Origin of the sequence: Kitasatospora mediocidica KCTC 9733 (assembly GCF_000744225.1) — a bacterium.
Lineage (GTDB): Bacteria > Actinomycetota > Actinomycetes > Streptomycetales > Streptomycetaceae > Kitasatospora > Kitasatospora mediocidica.
This window is the reverse complement of the sequence record NZ_JQLN01000007.1, coordinates 1,310,367-1,328,924: the sequence shown is the minus strand read 5'-3', so window position 1 is coordinate 1,328,924 and position 18,558 is coordinate 1,310,367. Positions and strand designations below refer to the sequence as shown.

The 18,558-nt window shown below is 72.2% G+C and carries 18 protein-coding genes; 9 read left to right on the top strand and 9 right to left on the bottom strand.

Annotated elements, in window-relative coordinates:
• Positions 1-14 precede the first annotated feature (14 nt).
• Positions 15-653, bottom strand: a complete 639-nt coding sequence (locus tag BS80_RS36120) for a MarC family protein (RefSeq protein ID WP_035805919.1) — start codon at positions 651-653, stop codon at positions 15-17.
• A gap of 171 nt (positions 654-824) precedes the next feature.
• Between BS80_RS36120 and BS80_RS36115 the strand changes: the two genes are divergently transcribed.
• From BS80_RS36115 to BS80_RS36100, 4 genes are all read left to right on the top strand, one after another.
• Complete coding sequence (locus BS80_RS36115; protein WP_035805916.1) at positions 825-1,376, top strand: DoxX family protein; 552 nt, start codon at positions 825-827, stop codon at positions 1,374-1,376.
• 159 nt (positions 1,377-1,535) lie between these two features.
• A complete protein-coding gene (locus tag BS80_RS36110) occupies positions 1,536-2,447 on the top strand; it encodes an undecaprenyl-diphosphate phosphatase (protein WP_035805913.1) in 912 nt (303 codons plus the stop codon).
• A 111-nt stretch (positions 2,448-2,558) separates the two neighbouring features.
• Entirely contained in the window at positions 2,559-3,203 is a 645-nt protein-coding gene (locus BS80_RS36105; RefSeq protein WP_051967647.1) for a hypothetical protein, read from the top strand.
• A 97-nt stretch (positions 3,204-3,300) separates the two neighbouring features.
• A complete protein-coding gene (locus BS80_RS36100; protein ID WP_035805910.1) occupies positions 3,301-3,879 on the top strand; it encodes a Uma2 family endonuclease in 579 nt (192 codons plus the stop codon).
• Positions 3,880-3,887: 8 nt separating this feature from the next.
• On the opposite strand, the gene BS80_RS36095 is transcribed toward BS80_RS36100, so the two are convergent.
• The 5 genes from BS80_RS36095 to BS80_RS36075 are packed head-to-tail and all read right to left on the bottom strand — an operon-like array spanning position 3,888 to position 8,858.
• The gene (locus BS80_RS36095) at positions 3,888-5,000 is read right to left on the bottom strand and encodes a threonine aldolase family protein (RefSeq protein WP_035805908.1); all 1,113 of its coding nucleotides are present in this window, start codon (positions 4,998-5,000) and stop codon (positions 3,888-3,890) included.
• 58 nt (positions 5,001-5,058) lie between these two features.
• Entirely contained in the window at positions 5,059-5,727 is a 669-nt protein-coding gene (locus tag BS80_RS36090; RefSeq protein ID WP_035805907.1) for a response regulator, read from the bottom strand.
• The gene (locus tag BS80_RS36085; protein WP_035805904.1) at positions 5,724-7,013 is read right to left on the bottom strand and encodes a sensor histidine kinase; all 1,290 of its coding nucleotides are present in this window, start codon (positions 7,011-7,013) and stop codon (positions 5,724-5,726) included. Before BS80_RS36085 ends, BS80_RS36090 begins: the two co-directional genes overlap by 4 nt.
• A gap of 43 nt (positions 7,014-7,056) precedes the next feature.
• A complete protein-coding gene (locus tag BS80_RS36080) occupies positions 7,057-7,914 on the bottom strand; it encodes an ABC transporter permease (protein ID WP_063772152.1) in 858 nt (285 codons plus the stop codon).
• Positions 7,911-8,858 (bottom strand): ABC transporter ATP-binding protein, encoded by a 948-nt coding sequence (locus tag BS80_RS36075; protein WP_035805902.1) that lies wholly within the window; start codon positions 8,856-8,858, stop codon positions 7,911-7,913. The genes BS80_RS36080 and BS80_RS36075 overlap by 4 nt, the downstream gene beginning before the upstream one ends.
• 475 nt (positions 8,859-9,333) lie before the next feature.
• Here BS80_RS36075 and BS80_RS36070 point away from each other — a divergent pair, with 475 nt between their 5' ends.
• Positions 9,334-11,196, top strand: a complete 1,863-nt coding sequence (locus BS80_RS36070; protein ID WP_051967646.1) for a glycosyl hydrolase family 18 protein — start codon at positions 9,334-9,336, stop codon at positions 11,194-11,196.
• 147 nt (positions 11,197-11,343) lie between these two features.
• Here BS80_RS36070 and BS80_RS36065 read toward each other — a convergent pair whose 3' ends face one another.
• Both BS80_RS36065 and BS80_RS36060 read right to left on the bottom strand, forming a co-directional pair.
• Entirely contained in the window at positions 11,344-12,129 is a 786-nt protein-coding gene (locus tag BS80_RS36065) for a VOC family protein (protein ID WP_035805900.1), read from the bottom strand.
• A 121-nt stretch (positions 12,130-12,250) separates the two neighbouring features.
• Positions 12,251-12,781, bottom strand: a complete 531-nt coding sequence (locus BS80_RS36060; RefSeq protein ID WP_035805898.1) for a MarR family winged helix-turn-helix transcriptional regulator — start codon at positions 12,779-12,781, stop codon at positions 12,251-12,253.
• Positions 12,782-12,898: 117 nt separating this feature from the next.
• Here BS80_RS36060 and BS80_RS36055 point away from each other — a divergent pair, with 117 nt between their 5' ends.
• From BS80_RS36055 to BS80_RS36040, 4 genes are all read left to right on the top strand, one after another.
• Positions 12,899-14,212, top strand: a complete 1,314-nt coding sequence (locus BS80_RS36055) for an MFS transporter (protein ID WP_035805896.1) — start codon at positions 12,899-12,901, stop codon at positions 14,210-14,212.
• Positions 14,213-14,282: 70 nt separating this feature from the next.
• Positions 14,283-15,848 carry a dolichyl-phosphate-mannose--protein mannosyltransferase gene (locus tag BS80_RS36050; protein WP_051967645.1) on the top strand — a complete coding sequence of 522 codons (1,566 nt, stop codon included), beginning with the start codon at positions 14,283-14,285 and terminating at the stop codon, positions 15,846-15,848.
• A gap of 5 nt (positions 15,849-15,853) precedes the next feature.
• Positions 15,854-16,636: an ABC transporter permease gene (locus tag BS80_RS36045; RefSeq protein WP_035805894.1), complete on the top strand. Its 783-nt coding sequence runs from the start codon at positions 15,854-15,856 to the stop codon at positions 16,634-16,636.
• Between the two features lie 204 nt (positions 16,637-16,840).
• A complete protein-coding gene (locus BS80_RS36040; protein WP_035805892.1) occupies positions 16,841-17,419 on the top strand; it encodes a TMEM165/GDT1 family protein in 579 nt (192 codons plus the stop codon).
• Between the two features lie 12 nt (positions 17,420-17,431).
• On the opposite strand, the gene BS80_RS36035 is transcribed toward BS80_RS36040, so the two are convergent.
• On the bottom strand, positions 17,432-18,025 hold the full coding sequence (locus tag BS80_RS36035) for a peptidoglycan-binding domain-containing protein (RefSeq protein ID WP_051967644.1): 594 nt from the start codon (positions 18,023-18,025) through the stop codon (positions 17,432-17,434).
• Positions 18,026-18,558: the final 533 nt, after the last annotated feature.

Sequence of the window (18,558 nt, the reverse complement as noted above, 5' to 3'; positions counted from 1 at the left end):
GGCAGGAGGACAGGTCAGTGCGAGCTGCCCGGCAGCGGCACGCCGAGCCCGGCCAGACCGTTCAGGAAGAGCTCCACGCCGACCGCCGCCAGCAGCAGGCCGAGCAGCCGGGAGAGCACCTCCAGCGAGGTCTGGTGGGTGCGCCGCAGCAGCGGGGCGAGGACCAGGACGCAGACCGCGTTGATCGCCACCACCGCGAGGTAGGCGGACGCGATCGTGGTGCGCCAGGCCCAGGTGTCCTTGGTGAGCGACTCGACCAGTACGGCCGTCATCGCCAGCGGGCTGGCCACGTACGGCAGCAGCAGCTCGCGCACGCCCTCGGCCAGCGGGTTGGACAGCCGGTCGCTGTCGTCGTCGCCGGTCGAGCCCAGGTGCAGGCCCAGCACCAGGGCGATGGCGTAGATGAAGAAGATCACGCCGCCGGCCAGCTGCAGCGACTCGTCGCTGACGTGGAAGAACGAGGTCACCGCGTCGGCGCTGAAGGCCATCACCGTGCCGACCAGCGCCGCCAGCGCCGAACTGACCAGGGTCAGCCGGTGCATCCGCGCGACGGTGCGCTCCCGGCTGAGCTGGGCGTACGCCAGCAGCACCTTGGGCGGACCGACCACGGCGAAGAAGGTGACGAACGCGCTGCTCAGGTTGAAGACGGACATCCCCCCAGCATGGCCGCGGGCACCCGTCGCGGGCCGCAGCCGCACCGGGAGCCCGCCCGCTGGTCCGGCGGTCCGGCGCCGGGGTCCCTCGGATGGCCTGCTCCGGTCGAGGACCGGTGGGCGGTCGGCTGGGATGGAAGGCGCACGGGGGTTCGCAGAGAAGAGGACATCATGGGCTGCGTCAATCGCAAGGACCTGGGGCTGCTCGCCCTGCGCGCCGCCGTCGGCGGGGTGCTCTTCGCGCACGGCACGCAGAAGCTCTTCGGCTGGTTCGGCGGCGGCGGCCTGGAGGGCACCGCCCAGGGCATGGAGAAGATGGGGTTCAAGCCGGGGGGTCAGAGCGCGCTCGCGGCCGGGCTCGGCGAGGCGGGCGGCGGCGCGATGCTGATCGCCGGCCTGGCGACCCCGGCCGCCGGGGCGATCGTGGCGGGGACGATGGCGGGGGCGATCGCGGTGCACTTCCCGCACGGATTCTTCGTCACCAAGGGCGGCTACGAGTACCCGGCGCTGCTCGGCGCCTGCGGCCTGGCCCTGGGGATCGCCGGTGCCGGCTGCTACTCCCTGGACGCGGCGACCGGGCGCCGGCTGGACCAGCCGTGGATCGGAGTGGCCGCCTTCGCAGCCAGTGCGGCGGGCGCGGTCTCGGTGGTCTCCAAGCGCCAGCGGGTGGTCAAGGAGGCGGCCGCGGCGGCCGCCGCGACGATGGCCTCGGAGCCCGAATGACCTTGGGATGACCGCTGGATGAATTCCGGCCCCTGACCGTCGGGCGTCTACAGATCTGTAGTACGTTCTCGCTGGCAGGGGCCTAAGCGTGGGTTAGACACACCTCGGTACGCTGTCCCCTTCCCGTAGACACCCGTACCGCAGAGCTGAAGGTGTGCGATGTCCCTGACCTACCCGGAATCCATCGGCGTGGGACTGCTGCAAGGCGTCACCGAGCTCTTCCCGGTCTCCAGCCTGGGACACAGCATCCTGATACCCGCCCTGATCGGCGGCGGGGTGCACCACGACCTGGACATGACGGTCCCCAAGTCGCCCTACCTCGCGGTGCTGGTGGGCCTGCACCTGGCGACCGCGCTCGCGCTGGTGGTGTTCTTCCGCAAGGACTGGGTCCGGGTGATCAGCGGGCTCTTCAGCTCCATACGCGAGCGGCGGATCGAGACGGTCGAGCAGCGGCTCGCCTGGCTGCTGATCGTCGGCACCATCCCGGTCGGCATCGCCGGCCTGGTCGCCGAGAAGGCATTGCAGGCCGCGCTCGGCAAGCCCGTCCCCGCCGCCATCTTCCTGGCCCTCAACGGCTTCGTCCTGCTGGGCGCCGAGCGCCTGCGGCGCGGCGGCGGCGGACGCCGACGGGCCGGCCAGCAGGTCGCGCACACCCCGGGTGTGGACCCGGCCATCGAGTCCGACCGCCGGCTCGCGCAGCTGAGCCTGCGCCAGGGCATGTGGATCGGCTCCGCGCAGATCCTGGCCCTGCTGCCCGGCATCTCCCGCTCCGGCGTCACCATGAGCACCGGCATCCTGCGCGGGGTCAACCACGAGGACGCCGCGCGCTTCTCGTTCCTGCTGGCCACGCCCGTCATCCTGGCCGCCTCGCTGCTCAAGGCGCCGGAGCTGTTCGCACCCGAGAACGCCGGCATCCGCGGCCCGCTGGCCGCCGGCTGCGTGGCGGCCTTCGTCGCCGGGTACGTGTCGGTGAAGTTCCTCACCAAGTACTTCGAGACCAAGAGCATGACGCCGTTCGCGATCTACTGCATGGTCGCCGGTATCGGCAGCGCGGTCTACCTCAGCCTCTGAGGTCGCCTGACGCGGCACTGGGCGTCGCACGGATGCGCGGTCCGGCTAGCGAGGTCCCCCCACCTGACGAAGGGTGAAGGGGACCTCCGTCGCATCCAGGAAGAGGCCGCCATGGTCCGCCCGCCGTCCCGCTCCGCCCGCCGCCCGCACGCCCCCGCCGCGCTCCTGATCGCCGTGACCCTGCTGGGGACGGCGGGGGCGGCCGGCTGCTCCTCCAGCACCACCGCCAAGGCGACCTCGGCGGCCTCCTCGGCAGCGGCGGCGGCCCAGTCGCTGGCCTCGCAGGCCCAGTCCGCCGCCGAGTCACTGGCCTCGCAGGCGGCCTCCGCCGGGCAGTCCGTCGGGTCGCAGGCGGCCTCCGCCGCACAGTCCCTCGGCTCGCAGGCGGCCTCGGCGGCCGGCGGGCTCGGCTCCGCCGGCGCGTCCGCCGTGGCGTCCGCCGCCTCCTCGGCGCAGTCCGCCCTGGCAGGTATCCCGGGCGGCCTCGACGCCACCGGTGACGTGACCCTCGGCGAGGTGACCGCCGGCTCGGACGGTCGCAGCGACGTCGCGGTCACCGTCACCAACCACCAGTCCGAGGCGAACCGTTACACGGTCAAGGTCGACTTCAAGGACGCCTCCGGCAACCTGCTCGACACCACGATCGTCACCTTCCCCTCGCTCGCCGCCGGCCAGGTCGCCGGGCTCACCGCCCGCAGCAACCGCACCCTCACCGGCACCGTCAAGGCCTCGGTGGGCGCCGCCCTGCGCTACTGATCATTGATGGGAATGACTCACTCGGTGGTGTGGTCCTCACGCCGCTCCCTCCCGCTACTCTGGGCCTGTCGGTGAGGATCGCCCCATGGGAGGAACCATGACCGCTGTACCTGACTGGCTGATCCCGCCCGTGGGCGGCTTCACCGCCGACGATCTCGACCGCCTGCCCGACCTCCCGCCGCACACGGAGTTGCTCGACGGGAGCCTGGTCTTTATGAGCCCGCAGAAGTTCTTCCACTCGCTGGTCATGTACCTGCTTGAGCAAGGACTTCGGTCGACGGCGCCTGAGGACCTCCAGGTGGTTCGCGAGATGACGGTCACGCTCGGCCCCCGCGACCGCCCCGAACCCGATATCTGTGTGGTCCAGGCGTCGGCCGTCAGCGAGGATGCCGAAGAGACCGGCTTCCAGGCCGCTGACGTGCTGCTCGCCGTCGAGGTGGTCTCGCCCGAGTCCGTCGAGCGCGACCGCGACACCAAACCCCGCAAGTACGCCCAGGCGGGCATCCCGCACTTCTGGCGGGTCGAGAAGGCCGAGGGCCGTCGCCCGGTGGTCTACGTCTTCGAGCTGGAGCCGGCCACCCGCACGTATGTGGTGACCGGCATCCATCACGAGCGGCTGAAGACCGGTGTCCCGTTCACGATCGACATCGACCTCACGGCCATCGACCGGCTCTGACCGGCAGGTCACCCGGCGCGGCGGGCCAGCGCGATGACGTGCTCGCCCGCTTCGACTACCTCGGCGGCGGTCCAGTCCAGGCCCGAGCCGGCGATGGTGACCTCCGTCATCGACTGGCCGGGGGCGACGCTGTCCTGCCAGCGGTCCACGAACCAGACCCGCTGCTCCTCGGCAAGGGTGAGGACCGCTTGGTTGAGGGCCTCGGCCGGGTGCGGCAGCCAGAGCTGGAAGCGGTGGGTGTGCGGCGGCAGCGGGTTGACCCGGGCGCCGGGGAGCGCGGCGAGGGCCGCGGCGACGACCCGGGCGTGCTGGACGTAGCCGGGCACGCGCGGGAGCTCGGTGTCCAGGCCGCTGAGCGCGGCGAGCGCGGCCGGCCACTGCTGGGGGAGCGTGCCGCCGTACCGGTGGCGCCAGGTGCGCGCGTACGCGGCCAGCTCGGTGGTGCCGGCCAGGGCCGCGCCGCTGATCCCGCCGAGCGTCTTGTAGAAGGAGACGTAGGTGCTGTCCGCGAGGGCGGCGATCTCCTCCAGCGGGCGGCCGAAGTGGACCGTGGTGTCCCAGATCCGGGCGCCGTCGAAGTGCACCCGGGCGCCGGTGGCGCGGGCTGCTGCGGTCAGCTCGACCAGCTCCTCCCAGCTGGGCAGCAGGAACCCGGCGTCGCGCAGCGGCAGTTCGACGGTCAGAGTGCCGAACGGCTGTCCCAGTGCGGCGAGTTCGGCCGCCGAGGGCTGGCGTGCGGCGGTGCTGGGCCAGAGCCCGCGCAGGCCGGTGAGCTGGGTGTAGGCGTTCCGCTCGTGGCGCTCCAGGTGGCTGAGCGGGTGGAGCGCGACGGCGTTGCGGCCGGTCAGCTCGGCGCCGTAGCGCAGGGCGACCTGCTGGGCCATCGTGCCGGTCGGGAAGAAGACGCAGTCCTCGGTGCCGAGCAGGCCGGCCACCCGCTCCTCCAGCTGCCGTACCGGGCCGCCGTCGCCGTAGAAGTCGGGCGGCGCGTCGAGGCCGTCGACGCGGGCGAGTGCGGCCAGTCGCTCCCGCATCGTCACCGGCCGTCCCTCGGAGAGGATCCGTTCGCAGGCCCGCAGGGCGGTGGTGCGACGCTGCTGGGCGGGAGGTAGGGCGTTCATCGTTCGATTCTCGCACCGGGGCCGGTCCGGGGAGCGGGAAAAAGCGAGGGAGTGCGTGTCAGGCCGGGCGCACCAGGCGGTTCTCGTAGGCGAAGACGACGGCCTGCACGCGGTCGCGCAGCCCCAGCTTGAGCAGGATCCGGCTGACATGCGTCTTCACGGTGGCCTCCGCGAGGTACAGCTCCGCGGCGACCTCGGAGTTGGAGAGTCCGCGCGCCACCTGCACCAGCACGCTGCGCTCGCGCGCGGTCAGCGCCTCGATGGCCTGCTCGCCGCGGGCGGGGCCGCCGCCGTCGGTGGGCAGGTGGGAGGCGAAGGTGTCCAGCAGCAGCCGGGTGATCCGGGGCGCGACCACGGCGTCCCCGGCGGCCACCGAGCGGATCGCGCTGAGCAGTTCGTCCGGCTGGGCGTTCTTCAGCAGGAAACCGGAGGCCCCGGCGCGCAGCCCGGCGAAGGCGTACTCGTCCAGGTCGAAGGTGGTCAGGATGAGCACCTTGGTGTCCGGGCAGTGCTCGACGATCCGCCGGGTGGCCTCGATGCCGTCCATGCCGGGCATCCGGACGTCCATCAGCACCACGTCGGGCCGCTGCTCGGCGGCCAGCCGGACGGCCTCGGCGCCGTCGCCGGCCTCGCCCGCCACCGCCATGTCCGGCTGCGAGTCCAGCACCAGGGTGAAGGCGACCCGCAGCAGCGGTTGGTCGTCCACCAGCAGCACGCGGATGGTCATGACGGCGGTACCTCCTGGGGGTCGGGTCCGAGATCGAGGGTGACGGCCACCCGCCAGCCACCGCCGGGCAGCGGCCCGGCGGTCAGGCCGCCACCGTACGCGGCGGCCCGCTCGCGCATGCCGGCCAGCCCGTGGCCGACGTGCGCGCTCCCGCCCGGCCCGCCGCCGCTCCCGCTCCCGCTGCCGCCCGGGACGGCCCGGCCGTCGTCGCGGACCTCCAGCTGCACGGCGGCGGCCGAACACCGCACCACGACGACCGCGCGGGCACCGGGCGCGGTGTGCTTGAGCGTGTTGGTCAGCGACTCCTGCACCAGCCGGTAGACGGTCAGCTGGGCGCCGGGCGAGATCGCGGCGCTGTCGCCGTCCAGCCGCAGCTCGGTGGGCAGCCCGGCGGCCCTGACCTGCGCGGCCAGCGCCTCCAGCTGGCCCAGACCGGGCTGCGGGTGGCGCAGCGCGTCGGGTTCGTCGGCGCGCAGGACGCCGAGGAAGCGCCGCATGTCGGTGAGCGCCTGGCGTCCGGTCTCGGCGGACTGCCGCATCGCGGCGGTGGCCCGGTCGGGGGCGTGCGGGTTGGCGTAGACCGCGCCGTCGGCGAGGGCGACCATCACCGAGAGGTTGTGGGTGACGATGTCGTGCATCTCCCGGGCGATCCGCGAGCGCTCCTCGGCGACCGCGAGGGCGGCCTGCTGGTCGCGCTGGAGCTCCAGCTCGCGGGCGCGTTCACGCAGCGCGCCGAGCTGGGCCCGCCGGGCCCGGACGTTCAGTCCCAGGACGGCGGCGGCCGTGGTGGCGCCGGAGAGCATGAAGGCCGCCTTGCACCAGCTCTCCAGGGGGCTGTCGAAGGCGTTGTGCGGCAGCCACCGGGTCACCGCCAGGACCACGCCGAGTTCGGCGACCCCGTAGGCCACCAGGGTCCGGCGGCGCGGGCAGTGCGCGGCGACCGTGTAGAGCGCCAGCAGGACGGCGATGTCGGCCGGCATCCCCGCGCTGGTCAGCCACTGCACGAAGGCGACGGCGGCGGTGACCCCGAAGACGGCGTACGGCGCCCGGCGCCGGAAGGTCAGCGGCAGCACCAGGGCGACCTGGAGCAGCCAGACCCCCGGGTGGTGGTGCAGATGGCGGCCGTGCGTCGCGGCGGTGAGCACCAGGACGACGAGCGCGAAGCCGAAGTCGACCGTCGTGGGGTAGCGCTGGGTGAGCAGCCGCACGCGCAGACCGGCCAGCCCTCGGGCGGCGCCGGGGAAGCGCCGCCCGAGGGCTGCCGGGAGCAGGTCGGACGTGGTCATCGGGCCATTGTCCTATGGCCGCCGATCCCGTCCGGCCCGCCGATCACGCATCGCGCCGCTTGAGCACCACGGCCGCGCCCAGGTAGGCGACGACCAGGTAGACGGCGAGCACGAGCAGGCCGGTGCCGGGGGAGAGCAGCGTCGGGTCCTGCTTCAGCGTCATGACGGCGGAGCCGGCGGCGCTGGGCAGGTACGGCGCGATGTGGTCGTGCCAGGTGGTGGGCAGGCCCTCGACCAGCAGCGGGACGATGAAGAGCACGCCCAGCAGGGTGGCGATGCCGCCCGCCGCGTTGCGGATCATGGTGCCCAGGGCGACCGAGAGCAGGCCGACCACCGTCAGGTACAGCGCGGTGCCGAAGACCACCCGGGAGACGCCGGGGGCGGAGATCGTGGTCTGCACGTGGACGGTCGACAGGATCGACTGGCCGACGAAGAACGAGGTCAGCACGCACACGCAGGACAGTACGGCCGCCACGACGCCGAACACGGCCGCCTTGGCCCAGAGCATCGGCAGCCGACGCGGCACGGCCGAGAGGCTGGCGCGGATCATGCCGGTGGAGTACTCGCCGGTGACGATCAGCACGCCGAGCACGCCGAGTGCCAGCTGCGCCAGGTTGTAGCCCTGAAGGCTCCACTCGGCGGGGCTGAAGTCCTGCAGGAAGCGCCCCGGGCCCTCGTGGCGCGGGTGCTGGATGCGGTCGACGGCGCCGTAGCAGGACGCGATGCCGATGCCGATGTCGGCGACGACGACCGCGAGCAGCGTGTAGTACGTCGAGCGCAGCGTGCGGAACTTGATCCACTCGGCGTTGACCACATGGGCCAGCGTGACCTTGCCGGTGCCGGCCTTGGTGGAGATGACCGTCGGGACGGCGGCGGGGGAGGGGGCGATGCTGGTGCTCATGCGGCGGGCTCCTTGACCAGCTCGGACGGGGTGACGACGGCCTCGTACTCGACGGAGTCCTTGGTGAGTTCCATGAACGCCTCCTCCAGCGAGGCCTGTTGCGGCGTCAGCTCGAAGAGCACCAGCCCGTGTTCGGCGGCCAGTCGGCCGATCCGCTCGCTCGGCGCGCCCTCCACCGTCAGCAGCTGGACGTCCGAGTCGTCGCTCCGCACCGTCACCTCGGGCAGCGCGCCGAGCAGTTCACCCAGCCGGACCGAGTCGGGGGTGCGGACCAGCACGCCGCCCTGCGAGGCGCTGCGGGTGAAGTCGGCGACCGAGGTATCGGCGATCAGCTTGCCGCGGCCGATCACGATCAGGTGTTCGGCGGTGAGGGCCATCTCGCTCATCAGGTGCGAGGAGACCAGGACCGTACGGCCCTCGCTCGCCAGCGACTTGAGCAGATTGCGGATCCACAGGATGCCCTCGGGGTCGAGCCCGTTGACCGGCTCGTCCAGGATCACGGTGGCCGGGTCGCCGAGCAGCGCCGAGGCGATGCCGAGCCGCTGGCCCATGCCGAGCGAGAAGCCGCCGGCCCGTCGGCGGGCCACCTCGCGCAGGCCGACCAGGTCGATGACCTCCTCCACCCGCGCGCGCGGGATGGCGTGCGTGGCGGCCAGTGCGAGCAGGTGGTTGTAGGCGCTGCGGCCGGTGTGGATGGCCCGCGCCTCCAGCATCGCGCCGACCTCGCGCAGCGGCGCGGCGTGCTCGGCGTACCGGCGGCCGTTGACGACGGCGTGGCCCGAGCTGGGGGTGTCCAGGCCGAGCAGCATCCGCATGGTGGTGGACTTGCCGGCCCCGTTGGGGCCGAGGAATCCGGTGACGATGCCGGGGCGGACGCTGAAACTCAGGTCCTGGACGGCGGTTTTCGGGCCGTAGCGCTTGGTGAGGCCGACGGCTTCGATCATGGTGTGGTCCTCGGGCGGAGGTGGCGGGACTGTCGCCTCCCACGCTAGGGAGCGGACCGGGAGCGGCACGAGCCGCGCAAGGGGGAGTCGGACGGTCCGCCGCATGGGCCGCAGGATGCAGCGGACGTACATCTCAAGACTGACCCGAAGTCGGTTCGAGTGAAATGTTGATCAAAGGTTTACGCGCTGGTCAGGTGCCTTTCACGAAGAGACCGAACCTTAACGGCGGCTCAAGGCCCGCAAGTGGCTCTTGACGTCGGAGTTGGTCTAGTCCATTTTAATGCCCAGGTGCAGGGAGCCCCTGAGCCGGCGTCAGTGGTCTCGACCACTGACGCCGGTCCTGGTGCTCTCCGGCGTCCGTCACAGCAGGTCCTCGCACGCCCTACCCCTGTCATGCCCATGGCTGAGCGGCCCCACCCCGCTCGACTTCCTCCCCGGGCACGGCGGGCCCCCACAACCAGGAGTGACGCACCCCATGACTACTCGCTCTGTCCCGCCGGGACCGGCCGTCCAGGATCGGTCCAAGCCGCGCCGGTCCCGCGGCGCCATCGCCATCGCCCTGGGCGCCACCGCCTCGCTGCTGCTCGGCGCGAGCCTCTCGCTGACCGGCGGCGCCGCGACCGCCCAGGCCGCGGCCACCACGCCCGCCAACACCACCGGGGCGGCGGCCACCAGCGGCGGCCTCAAGGTCGCCTACTTCGACCAGTGGTCGGTGTACGCCAACGCGTACTACCCGAAGACCATCCAGGACACCGGCGTGGCCGGCAAACTGGACTACCTGATCTACGACTTCGCGAACATCGACCCGACCAGCGGGAAGTGTTTCGAGGCCACCAAGGCCGCCTCGCAGGACGACAGCAACCCGAACGCCGGTGACGGCGCCGCGGACGCGTTCGCCGACTACGAGAAGTCCTACGACGCCACCACCAGCGTCAGCGGCACGGCCGACGTCTGGAACCAGCCGATCGCGGGCAACTTCAACCAGCTCAAGGAGCTGAAGGCGAAGAACCCGAACCTCAAGATCCTGCTGTCGATCGGCGGGTGGACCTACTCGAAGTACTTCTCCGACGTCGCCGCCACCGACGCCTCGCGCAAGGCCTTCGCCTCGTCCTGCATCGATATGTTCATCAAGGGCAACCTGCCCACCGACGCCGGCTACGGCGGCGCGGGCTCGGCCGCCGGCATCTTCGACGGCTTCGACATCGACTGGGAGTACCCGGGCGGCGGCGGCCACACCGGCAACCACTCCAGCCCCAACGACAAGCAGAACTACACCGCGCTGCTCGGCGAGCTCCGCTCGGAGCTGGACGCACAGGGCAAGACGGACGGCAAGACCTACGCGCTGAGCGCGGCGGTCGGCGCCGGCCAGGACAAGATCCAGAACGTCGAGACCAACAAGATCGGTCAATACCTCACCTTCATGGATGTCATGACCTATGACATGCATGGCGGTTGGGAGGGTACCGGCCCGGCCAACCACCAGGCGCCGCTGTACTCGGACCCGAACGACCCGAGCAGCGCGATCGCCCCCGGGACCGCGAAGTACTCGATCGACGAGGCCATCAAGGCCTGGACCGTCGGCGACCCGCAGTACGGCATCGTCGGCGGCTTCCCCGCCAACAAGATCAACATGGGTGTGCCGTTCTACTACCGTGGCTGGACCGGCGTGCCGGCCGGCCCGAACCACGGCCTGTTCCAGCCCGCGACCGGTCCCGCGACGGGTGCCGCGATGTCCGGCAACGTCAACGGCATCCGGATGTACAAGGAGCTGAACGGCGTCGTCGACAACCCGGCGGACACCTACTGGGACGACACCGCCAAGGCCGCGTACTTCTACGACGGCACCAACTTCTGGAGCGGTGAGGACACCCAGTCGATCCAGGCCAAGGCCGACTACCTGCACTGCAACGGCCTCGGCGGCTCGTTCGCCTTCTCGCTCTACGACCTGGGCACCCAGACCGGGCTGTTCGACACCATGGTGAACGCCACCAACGGCTCCGCCGCCGGCTGCCCGGCCGCGCCGACCGCGTCCCCGACGCCGACGTCCTCGCCGACCGGCAGCCCCAGCAGCAGCCCGACCGGTTCGCCCACCGCGTCCCCGACGGTCCCGTCGAGCCCGTCGGCGTCCGCGACCCTGCCGTCGAGCCCGTCCGCCTCGCCGACCCTGCCGTCCGGCAGCTGCACCGCGCCGAGCTGGTCCGCCAGTGCGGTCTACGCGACGGCCGGTACCAAGGTCTCCTGGAAGGGTCACAACTACACCAGCAAGTGGTGGACCACCAACGAGGACCCCTCGCTCAGCGGCCAGTGGGGCGTCTGGACCGACAACGGCCCCTGCTGATCCCGCGACACCACTGACCCCTTGAGGCCCTGACGGACCCTCACCGTGCCAGGCGGCGGCCCGGACCGACTCCTCGGTCCGGGCCGTCGTGCTGCCTGTCCGCTCCCGGCCGGCGGGGCCAGCCGCGGGTTCGGGTCTGACGGTTGCTCAGGCCTGGCCGGGCTCGGTGGGCGCGATCATCCAGAAGATGCCGCCCTGCGGGTCCCGGATCGGCGCCATCCGCCCGACCGGCGTGTCGAAGGCCGCTGCCACCAGCGAGGCGCCGGCCCGCACCGCGGTGTCCACCATGGCGTCGGTGTCGTCCACCGCGAAGTAGGTGGACCAGTGCGAGGTGGTGCCGGCCGGATGCCTGGCGAGGCCCTGCATGCCGGCGACCGTCCGGCCGCCCACGGTGAGTGAGAAGTAGCTGTCCATCCCCTCCATCGGGGCGACCCCGATGCCGAGCGCGGCCGGGTAGAAGGCGGCGGCGCCGGCCGGGTCGGCGGTGTTGAGCTCGTTCCAGACCACCGCGCCGGGCTCGTTGACGATCTCCGAGCCGATGAAGTCCACCGGCTGCCAGACGCCGAACACCGCGCCGGCCGGGTCGGCGGCGATCAGCATCCGGCCGACCGTGCCGACGTCCATCACCGGGGTGAGCAGTGTCCCGCCGCCGGCCGCGATGCCGATCGCGCTGGCGTCCGCGTCGGCGGAGGCCAGGTAGGTGGTCCAGGCGGTGGGGGGCGGCGGCTGGTCGTTCATGGCCATGGCCGTGCCGATACCGGCCACCGGCTTGTCCTTGAGGGTGAGCACGCAGTAACCGCCGAACTCGTCGGGGCCCCGCTCGCCCTGCCAGCCGAACAGGTCGCGGTAGAAGTCGATGGCCGCCTGCTGGTCGGGCGCCATCAGATCGACCCAGCACGGGGTGCCGGGCGGGTATGCGGTGACCACGGACATGGTGTTCGCCTCCAGCGGCGCGGTGGTCCGGACGGGCGTCTTCGCCCCCTCGCCTCACCCTCGCGCAGCCCCCGTGGGCCCGCCACCCGAGCGGCTCGGCAGCCCAGCGGCCGTGCGGCCGTCAGCGGTTGCTGTCCTCGATCCGGTGCAGCATCCGCCCGAGCATCCCGGAGAGCACCGCCCGCTCCTCGCCCACCACGTCCTGCAGCAGCTCCTCCTCGAAGACCGCCGCCATCCGCATCGACTCCAGCCACTTGTCGCGGCCGTTCGCGGTCAGCTCGATGATCACCCGCACCCGGTTGCTCTCGTCGCGTTCCCGGGTGACCAGGTCCTCCGCGACCATCCGGTCGATCCGGTGGGTCATCGCGGCCGGGGTCAGGCCCAGCCGCTTGGCCAGCTCGCCCGGTCCCAGCTGGTACGGGGTGCCCGCGACCACCAGGGCCTTGAGCACCTCCCACTCCGCGCTGGTGATTCCGAGCACATTCATCTGGCGGGTGTAGGCCACGCCCATCCGGCGGGCGACCCGCGACAGGGTGGACATGATGGTCTCCACCTGGGGGTCCACCGTGGGGAACTCCCGCTGGTAGATGGCCACCTGCTCGTCGACGGACAGCTCTTGGGCGGTCGTCGGCGCGGGTCTGGGAGCGGTCATGGTTCCCAGTCTCCCACGCTCCGCTGCTCCGGTTAAGCCTTTGACATCACACTCTTACGGTTTGTATATTTTAGCTCTGAAATCTTGCAGCCTAAAAACTTGAAGGGGTGTCCACCCATGAAGAAGCAGCACACGTCCGGAGCGGGTGGCCCCCTGCGCCGGGTCCAGGTCGGCAACGCGCTGAGCGCGTTCGGCAGCGGGTTCACGATGCCGTACATGTTCGTGTACGTGGACCAGGTGCGCGGGCTCGGTTCGCTCGCCGCCGGCATGGTCTTCACCGTCTTCGCGCTGGCCGCGCTCTTCGTGCTGCCGTTCGCGGGCCGCGGCATCGACCGGTACGGGCCGCGCCCGGTGCTGCTCGCCGGCGCCGCGCTGGCCGCCACCGGCGCGTTCAGCTTCGGGCACGCCACCGGCACGGCCGCGCTGCTGGTCTCCTCCTTCCTCTTCGGCGGCGGCGTCACCACCTGCCAGCCGGCGCTGGCCACGATGATCGTGCGCTGCTCCACCCCGAAGACCCGCTCGCACGCCTTCGCGCTGCAGTTCACCCTGGTCAACCTGGGCATGGGCTTCGGCGCGCTGGTCGGCGGCCAGATCGTCGACGTCTCCGACCCGGCCAGCCTGACCCGGCTCTTCACCATCGAGGCGCTGGCCTTCCTGGCGCTGGGCGCCGTCACCGGCACCGCCAAGATCGCCCGGGACCACGGCCTGACCGCCACCCCGGTGGCGCTGGCGGCCGTCTCCGACGCTCCGAGCGGGCTGCGCGCGCTGAAGGCGGACAAGGCGATGCTGCGGCTCTGCCTGCTCGCCGGCCTGATCTTCTTCACCTGCTACGGCCAGTTCGAGTCCGGTGTGGCGGCCTTCGCCACCGACACCGTGCGGACCGCGCCCGCCACCCTCGGCATGGCGCTCGGTGCCAACGCGCTGACCATCGTGGTGCTGCAGATGTTCATGGTGAAGATCACCGCGCGGCACCGCCGGACCACCGCGATGGCGGCCACCGGAGTGATCTGGCTGGGCGCCTGGGCCGCCGCACTGCTCGCCGGCCTGATCCGCGGCGAGGCGATGGCCGCGACCGTCGCGATCGTCTCCATCTATGTGCTCTTCGGGATCGGCGAGTCGATGCTCGCCCCGACCCTGGGCCCGATCGTCGCCGACCTGGCGCCGACCCGGCTGCTGGGCACCTACAACTCCGCGTTCGCGCTGGTGAAGCAGCTGGCCATCGCGGTCGGCCCGGCCGTCGGCGTGCTGCTGATCGGCACCGGGATGTGGCCGGTCTACCTGGCCGCGATGACCGGCTGCACGCTGCTGATCGTCGTGCTGGCGCTCGGTCTGCGGCGCTACCTGACGCCGGCCCAGGACAACGTCCGGGGCGCGGAGGCCACCCCGGAGGCGGTCCTCGTGCCGGTCCGTGAGCTCCAGACGGCGGCATGAGAGGGTGACGAGGCTGGCCACCGGGACATAGGGTCAGTCCTCTGGTCAGCGCGTCGACATCGGTGGGGTCATGGCAGAAACGGCAGTCACCGAACGGCTCGACATCGGTCCGCGGGACGCCGGGCCGCCGCCCGTCCTGAACGTGCTGGACACGCTGGCCGGGCGGACGTCCTGGCTAGTGCGCCACTCCGGCTGGCTCGGCCCGATCGCCGTCGCGCTCTTCGCGGGCGTGCTGCGGTTCTGGAACCTCGGGCTGCCCAACGCCTTCGTCTTCGACGAGACGTACTACCCCAAGGACGCCTGGTCGCTGCTCCAGCAGGGCTACGAGGGCACCTGGCCGGCCACCGCCAACGACCAGATCCTGGCGGTGCCGCAGGTCATCCCGCTCTCCCCGGAGCCGGCCTTCGTCGCCCACCCGCCGCTCGGCAAGTGGGTGATCTCGCTGGGGGAGTGGGGTTTCGGTCTGCACCCCTTCGGCTGGCGGCTGATGGTCGCGGTGGCCGGCACCCTGTCGGTGCTGATGCTGGCCCGGATCGGCCGCCGGCTCTTCGGCTCCACGCTGATCGGCTGCACCGCGGCGCTGCTGATGTCGGTGGACGGCCTGCAGTTCGTGATGAGCCGGGTCGGGCTGCTGGACGGCATCCTGATGTTCTTCGTGCTGGCCGCCTTCGGCTGCCTGCTGATCGACCGTGACCAGACCCGGGCCCGGATGGCGGGCGTCGACGGCGACCGGGTGCGACTGGGCCTGCGGCCCTGGCGGCTGGCCGCCGGACTGCTGCTCGGCGCCGCCTGCTCGGTCAAGTGGAACGGTGTCCAGATCCTGGCCGCCTTCGGTCTGCTGACGGTCCTCTGGGACCAGGCCGCCCGCCGTCGGGCCGGTGCCCGCCACCCGCTGCGCAGCATGCTGCGGCGCGACGCGGCACCGGCCTTCGGCTCGCTGGTCCTGGTGGCCGCCGGGACCTACCTGGCGGCCTGGTCCGGCTGGTTCGCCACCAGCGGCGGCTACGACCGGCACTGGGCGGACGGCCGCTCCGGCCTGCTGCCCGCCGCGCTGCGCAGCTGGTGGCACTACCAGGCGGAGATGTACCGCTTCAACACCACGCTCACCTCGCCGCACCAGTACCAGTCCAACCCCTGGAGCTGGCTGGTCCAGGGCCGTCCGGTCTCGATGTACGTGGAGAACTCCTCGGCCGGCCAGCACGGTTGCACCGCCGTCGACGGCTGCACGGCGCAGATCCTGGCGCTCGGCACCCCGCTGCTCTGGTGGACGGCCTGCTTCGCGCTGCTCTACCTGCTGTGGCGGTGGTTCTTCCGCCGGGACTGGCGCTCGGGCGCGGTGCTGTGCGCGGTGGCGGCGATCTACCTGCCGTGGTTCGGCTTCCAGCAGCGGACCATCTTCTCCTTCTACATGGTGGTGCTGGTCCCCTTCCTCTGCCTGGCGGTGGCCCAGATGCTGGGCGCGATGCTCGGCCCGGAGGGCAGCAGCCGGCAGCGGCGCGCGATCGGCGCGACGGCGGCCGGGGCGATCGTGCTGGCGGTGGTGGTCTGCTTCGCCTACTTCCTGCCGCTGTACACCGGAGCGGTGATCCCCACGACCGTCTGGCGGGACCACATGTGGTTCGTCAGCTGGATCTGACCGCCATGCCGCTCGCCGCCTCGGCGAACAACCAGCTGTTGCCGGTGACCCCGGTCCTCGGCGTCGCCATGGTCCTGCTGCTGGTCGTGGCGGTGGCGGTGGCCGGCTGGGGGATGCTCGGGCAGGGCCACGCGGTGCTGCGCGCCGGGCTGCGGGCGGTGGTGCAGCTGGCGGCCGTCGCCTTCGTGATCACCTGGGTGGTGCACTCGCTCTGGTGGACGGCGCTGTTCGTGCTGCTGATGTTCTCGGTGGCGGTGCGCACGGCCGGCCGGCGGATGACGGACGCCCCGGGGTGGGAGTGGGCCTGGGCGGCGGCTCCGATCGGCGCGGGCGTGCTGCCGGTGCTGGCGCTGCTGCTCGGCGCCCGGCTGCTGCCCTGGCAGGGCCTGTCGATCGTCCCGGTGGCGGGCATCCTGATCGGCGGCGGGCTGACCGCGACCTCGCTGGCCGGCCGCCGGGCACTGGACGAACTGGCCCAGCGGCACGGCGAGGTGGAGGCCGCGCTGGCGCTCGGTTTCGACGACCGGGACGCCCGGCTGGAGATCTGCCGGACGGCCGCGGCCACCTCGCTGGTACCCGCGCTGGACCAGACCCGGACGGTGGGCCTGGTCACCCTCCCCGGCGCGTTCGTCGGCATGCTGCTCGGCGGTGCCTCGCCGGTCTCGGCGGGGGCGGTGCAGCTCTTCGTCCTGGTGGCGCTGCTGGCGGTCGAGGCGGTGGCGATCGTGGTGGTGCTGGAGCTGGTGGGCCGGGGCCTGGTACGGCGTCCGGTACAGTGGGGGCGTTGAAGGGGAGTAGCCCTCCACCGGACCGTCGACATACTGGCGTCCCGCTCGCGCGGGAGGCCCGGCGCCCGGGACATCCGCGGTGACCGGGGTGTTGGCGAGACCTTCGGCCGCAGTGCTGTGATCATGACCAGTGCTGCCGGGCCGGGGTCTCTTTTTTTATGAGGCGGATCGGCCGGGCAGCCCCAACCTAGGGAACCGACCCCGATGGATCTGAGCGTATTCGCCGTCACCTTCGGCATCATCTTCCTGGCCGAGCTGCCGGACAAGACGGCGCTGGCCGCGCTGATGCTCGGCACCCGCTACCGGGCCGCGTACGTCTTCGCCGGGGTGGCGGCGGCGATGGCGGTGCAGGTCGGCCTGGCGCTGGTCGCCGGCAGCCTGCTGGCGCTGCTGCCGCACCGCTGGGTCGAGGGCGTCACCGGCGCGCTCTTCCTGGCCGGCGCGGTGATGCTGCTGCTGCACAAGGACGAGGAGGCGCACGAGGCGAAGGAGCCGTCCTCCAGCAGCTTCTGGAAGGTGGCCGGGACCAGCTTCCTGGTCGTCGCGGTGGCCGAGTTCGGCGACCTGACCCAGATCATGACCGCCAATCTGGCCGCCAAGTACGCCGACCCGCTCTCGGTGGGCCTGGGCGCCTGGCTGGCTCTGTGCGCGGTGGGCGGCCTGGCGATCGTGGGCGGGCAGAAGCTGCTGAAGCACGTCCCGATGAAGGTGATCATCCGGGTCGCGGCTGCCGCGATGCTGGTGCTGGCGGGGATCAGCATCGTCGGGGCGATCACCGGCTAGAGCTTGCGCGGCTCAGCAGGTGGTGCCGGACTCCAGGGCGGCGCGGGTCTGCGGGCCGTAGACGCCCCACTGGTCCTGCCAGAGCTGGTTCTCCTCCTGGAGGAGGACCACCGCCTGTTCGGTCGCGTCGTCGTAGACGCCGCTGTTCAGGTGCCGGCCGCAGCCGGCGGTCATCAGCTGGTGTTGAAGCGTCGTCACCTGGGGGCCGCGGTCGCTGTAGCTCAGCGTCTGTGCCGGGGCCGAGGTGCTCGGGGCGGCGGACGGGCTCGGTGGCGGGCTGCTGGGGCTGGGCGGGGCGGAGCTGGGGGCGGGCGCGGACGGCGCGGGGGCGCTGGTGACCGAGACCGGGGTCTGCGTGGTCGGGCGGGCCGCGGGTCTGGAACGCGAGGCGGACGCCGACGGTTTGGCCGAGGTGGCGGGTGGGCTGCTGGGAGCGAGGGTGGGCGGCGCGCTGGTGGGCGGCGGGGTGGGAGCGCCGGTCGGCGCCTGGTCCGGGACGCTGGTGGGCAGCGGCACCAGCGCGTCGTGCTGGACGTCCGGCGGGGATCCGAGCGCGAAGGCCAGCCCGACGCCGAGGGCCACCACGCCGGCGCCCGCCCCGACCACCGCCAACCTGGCGGCGCGGTGGCGTCCCCCGCGGCGCGCGGCGACCCGTCCGGGGCGGGCTGCGGCGCGGCGGAGAGGGGGTAGAGGCCGAGCTCGCGCGGCGTCGACGGTGCCGCGGTCGGCTGCGTGGGGATGTAGGGCATCGGCCCCGCGGCCGCAGGCGCGGGCGGCTGGGTGGGCGGGCCGGGCGGCGCCGCCGGCATGGCGGGGAGCACCGCTGTGCCGTACAGGTCCTCGGACCACTCCGCGGCCGCGCTGACGGCGGGCACGTACGGCCGGACCAGCGGTGGGCCCTCGACCTGCGGCAGGACCGCAGTCTCCGTGGCGTCCGCAAAGCAGCCGCAGCCGTAACCGGTCTGTGCGGCACCGCATGCGGGGCAGTGGCCTCCCTGCATGGGCCGTTCCTCCTCGGATCGCTGACAGCGGGTCGAACGCGCCCGATTATGCAGGACGCGGCGGTGGGCGAACAGAGCTGACCGCCGGTTTCGGGCTTACGGATGGCCCAGTCCCGTGCTGCAAAACGGGGCAAATCT

Excerpts from the sequence above, each read along its gene's own strand:
- BS80_RS36120 (WP_035805919.1), bottom strand. The coding sequence starts at position 653 with ATGTCCGTCTTCAACCTGAGCAGCGCGTTCGTCACCTTCTTCGCCGTG.
- BS80_RS36115 (WP_035805916.1), top strand. The coding sequence starts at position 825 with ATGGGCTGCGTCAATCGCAAGGACCTGGGGCTGCTCGCCCTGCGCGCC.
- BS80_RS36110 (WP_035805913.1), top strand. The coding sequence starts at position 1,536 with ATGTCCCTGACCTACCCGGAATCCATCGGCGTGGGACTGCTGCAAGGC.
- BS80_RS36105 (WP_051967647.1), top strand. The coding sequence starts at position 2,559 with ATGGTCCGCCCGCCGTCCCGCTCCGCCCGCCGCCCGCACGCCCCCGCC.
- BS80_RS36100 (WP_035805910.1), top strand. The coding sequence starts at position 3,301 with ATGACCGCTGTACCTGACTGGCTGATCCCGCCCGTGGGCGGCTTCACC.
- BS80_RS36095 (WP_035805908.1), bottom strand. The coding sequence starts at position 5,000 with ATGAACGCCCTACCTCCCGCCCAGCAGCGTCGCACCACCGCCCTGCGG.
- BS80_RS36090 (WP_035805907.1), bottom strand. The coding sequence starts at position 5,727 with ATGACCATCCGCGTGCTGCTGGTGGACGACCAACCGCTGCTGCGGGTC.
- BS80_RS36085 (WP_035805904.1), bottom strand. The coding sequence starts at position 7,013 with ATGACCACGTCCGACCTGCTCCCGGCAGCCCTCGGGCGGCGCTTCCCC.
- BS80_RS36080 (WP_063772152.1), bottom strand. The coding sequence starts at position 7,914 with ATGAGCACCAGCATCGCCCCCTCCCCCGCCGCCGTCCCGACGGTCATC.
- BS80_RS36075 (WP_035805902.1), bottom strand. The coding sequence starts at position 8,858 with ATGATCGAAGCCGTCGGCCTCACCAAGCGCTACGGCCCGAAAACCGCC.
- BS80_RS36070 (WP_051967646.1), top strand. The coding sequence starts at position 9,334 with ATGACTACTCGCTCTGTCCCGCCGGGACCGGCCGTCCAGGATCGGTCC.
- BS80_RS36065 (WP_035805900.1), bottom strand. The coding sequence starts at position 12,129 with ATGTCCGTGGTCACCGCATACCCGCCCGGCACCCCGTGCTGGGTCGAT.
- BS80_RS36060 (WP_035805898.1), bottom strand. The coding sequence starts at position 12,781 with ATGACCGCTCCCAGACCCGCGCCGACGACCGCCCAAGAGCTGTCCGTC.
- BS80_RS36055 (WP_035805896.1), top strand. The coding sequence starts at position 12,899 with ATGAAGAAGCAGCACACGTCCGGAGCGGGTGGCCCCCTGCGCCGGGTC.
- BS80_RS36050 (WP_051967645.1), top strand. The coding sequence starts at position 14,283 with ATGGCAGAAACGGCAGTCACCGAACGGCTCGACATCGGTCCGCGGGAC.
- BS80_RS36045 (WP_035805894.1), top strand. The coding sequence starts at position 15,854 with ATGCCGCTCGCCGCCTCGGCGAACAACCAGCTGTTGCCGGTGACCCCG.
- BS80_RS36040 (WP_035805892.1), top strand. The coding sequence starts at position 16,841 with ATGGATCTGAGCGTATTCGCCGTCACCTTCGGCATCATCTTCCTGGCC.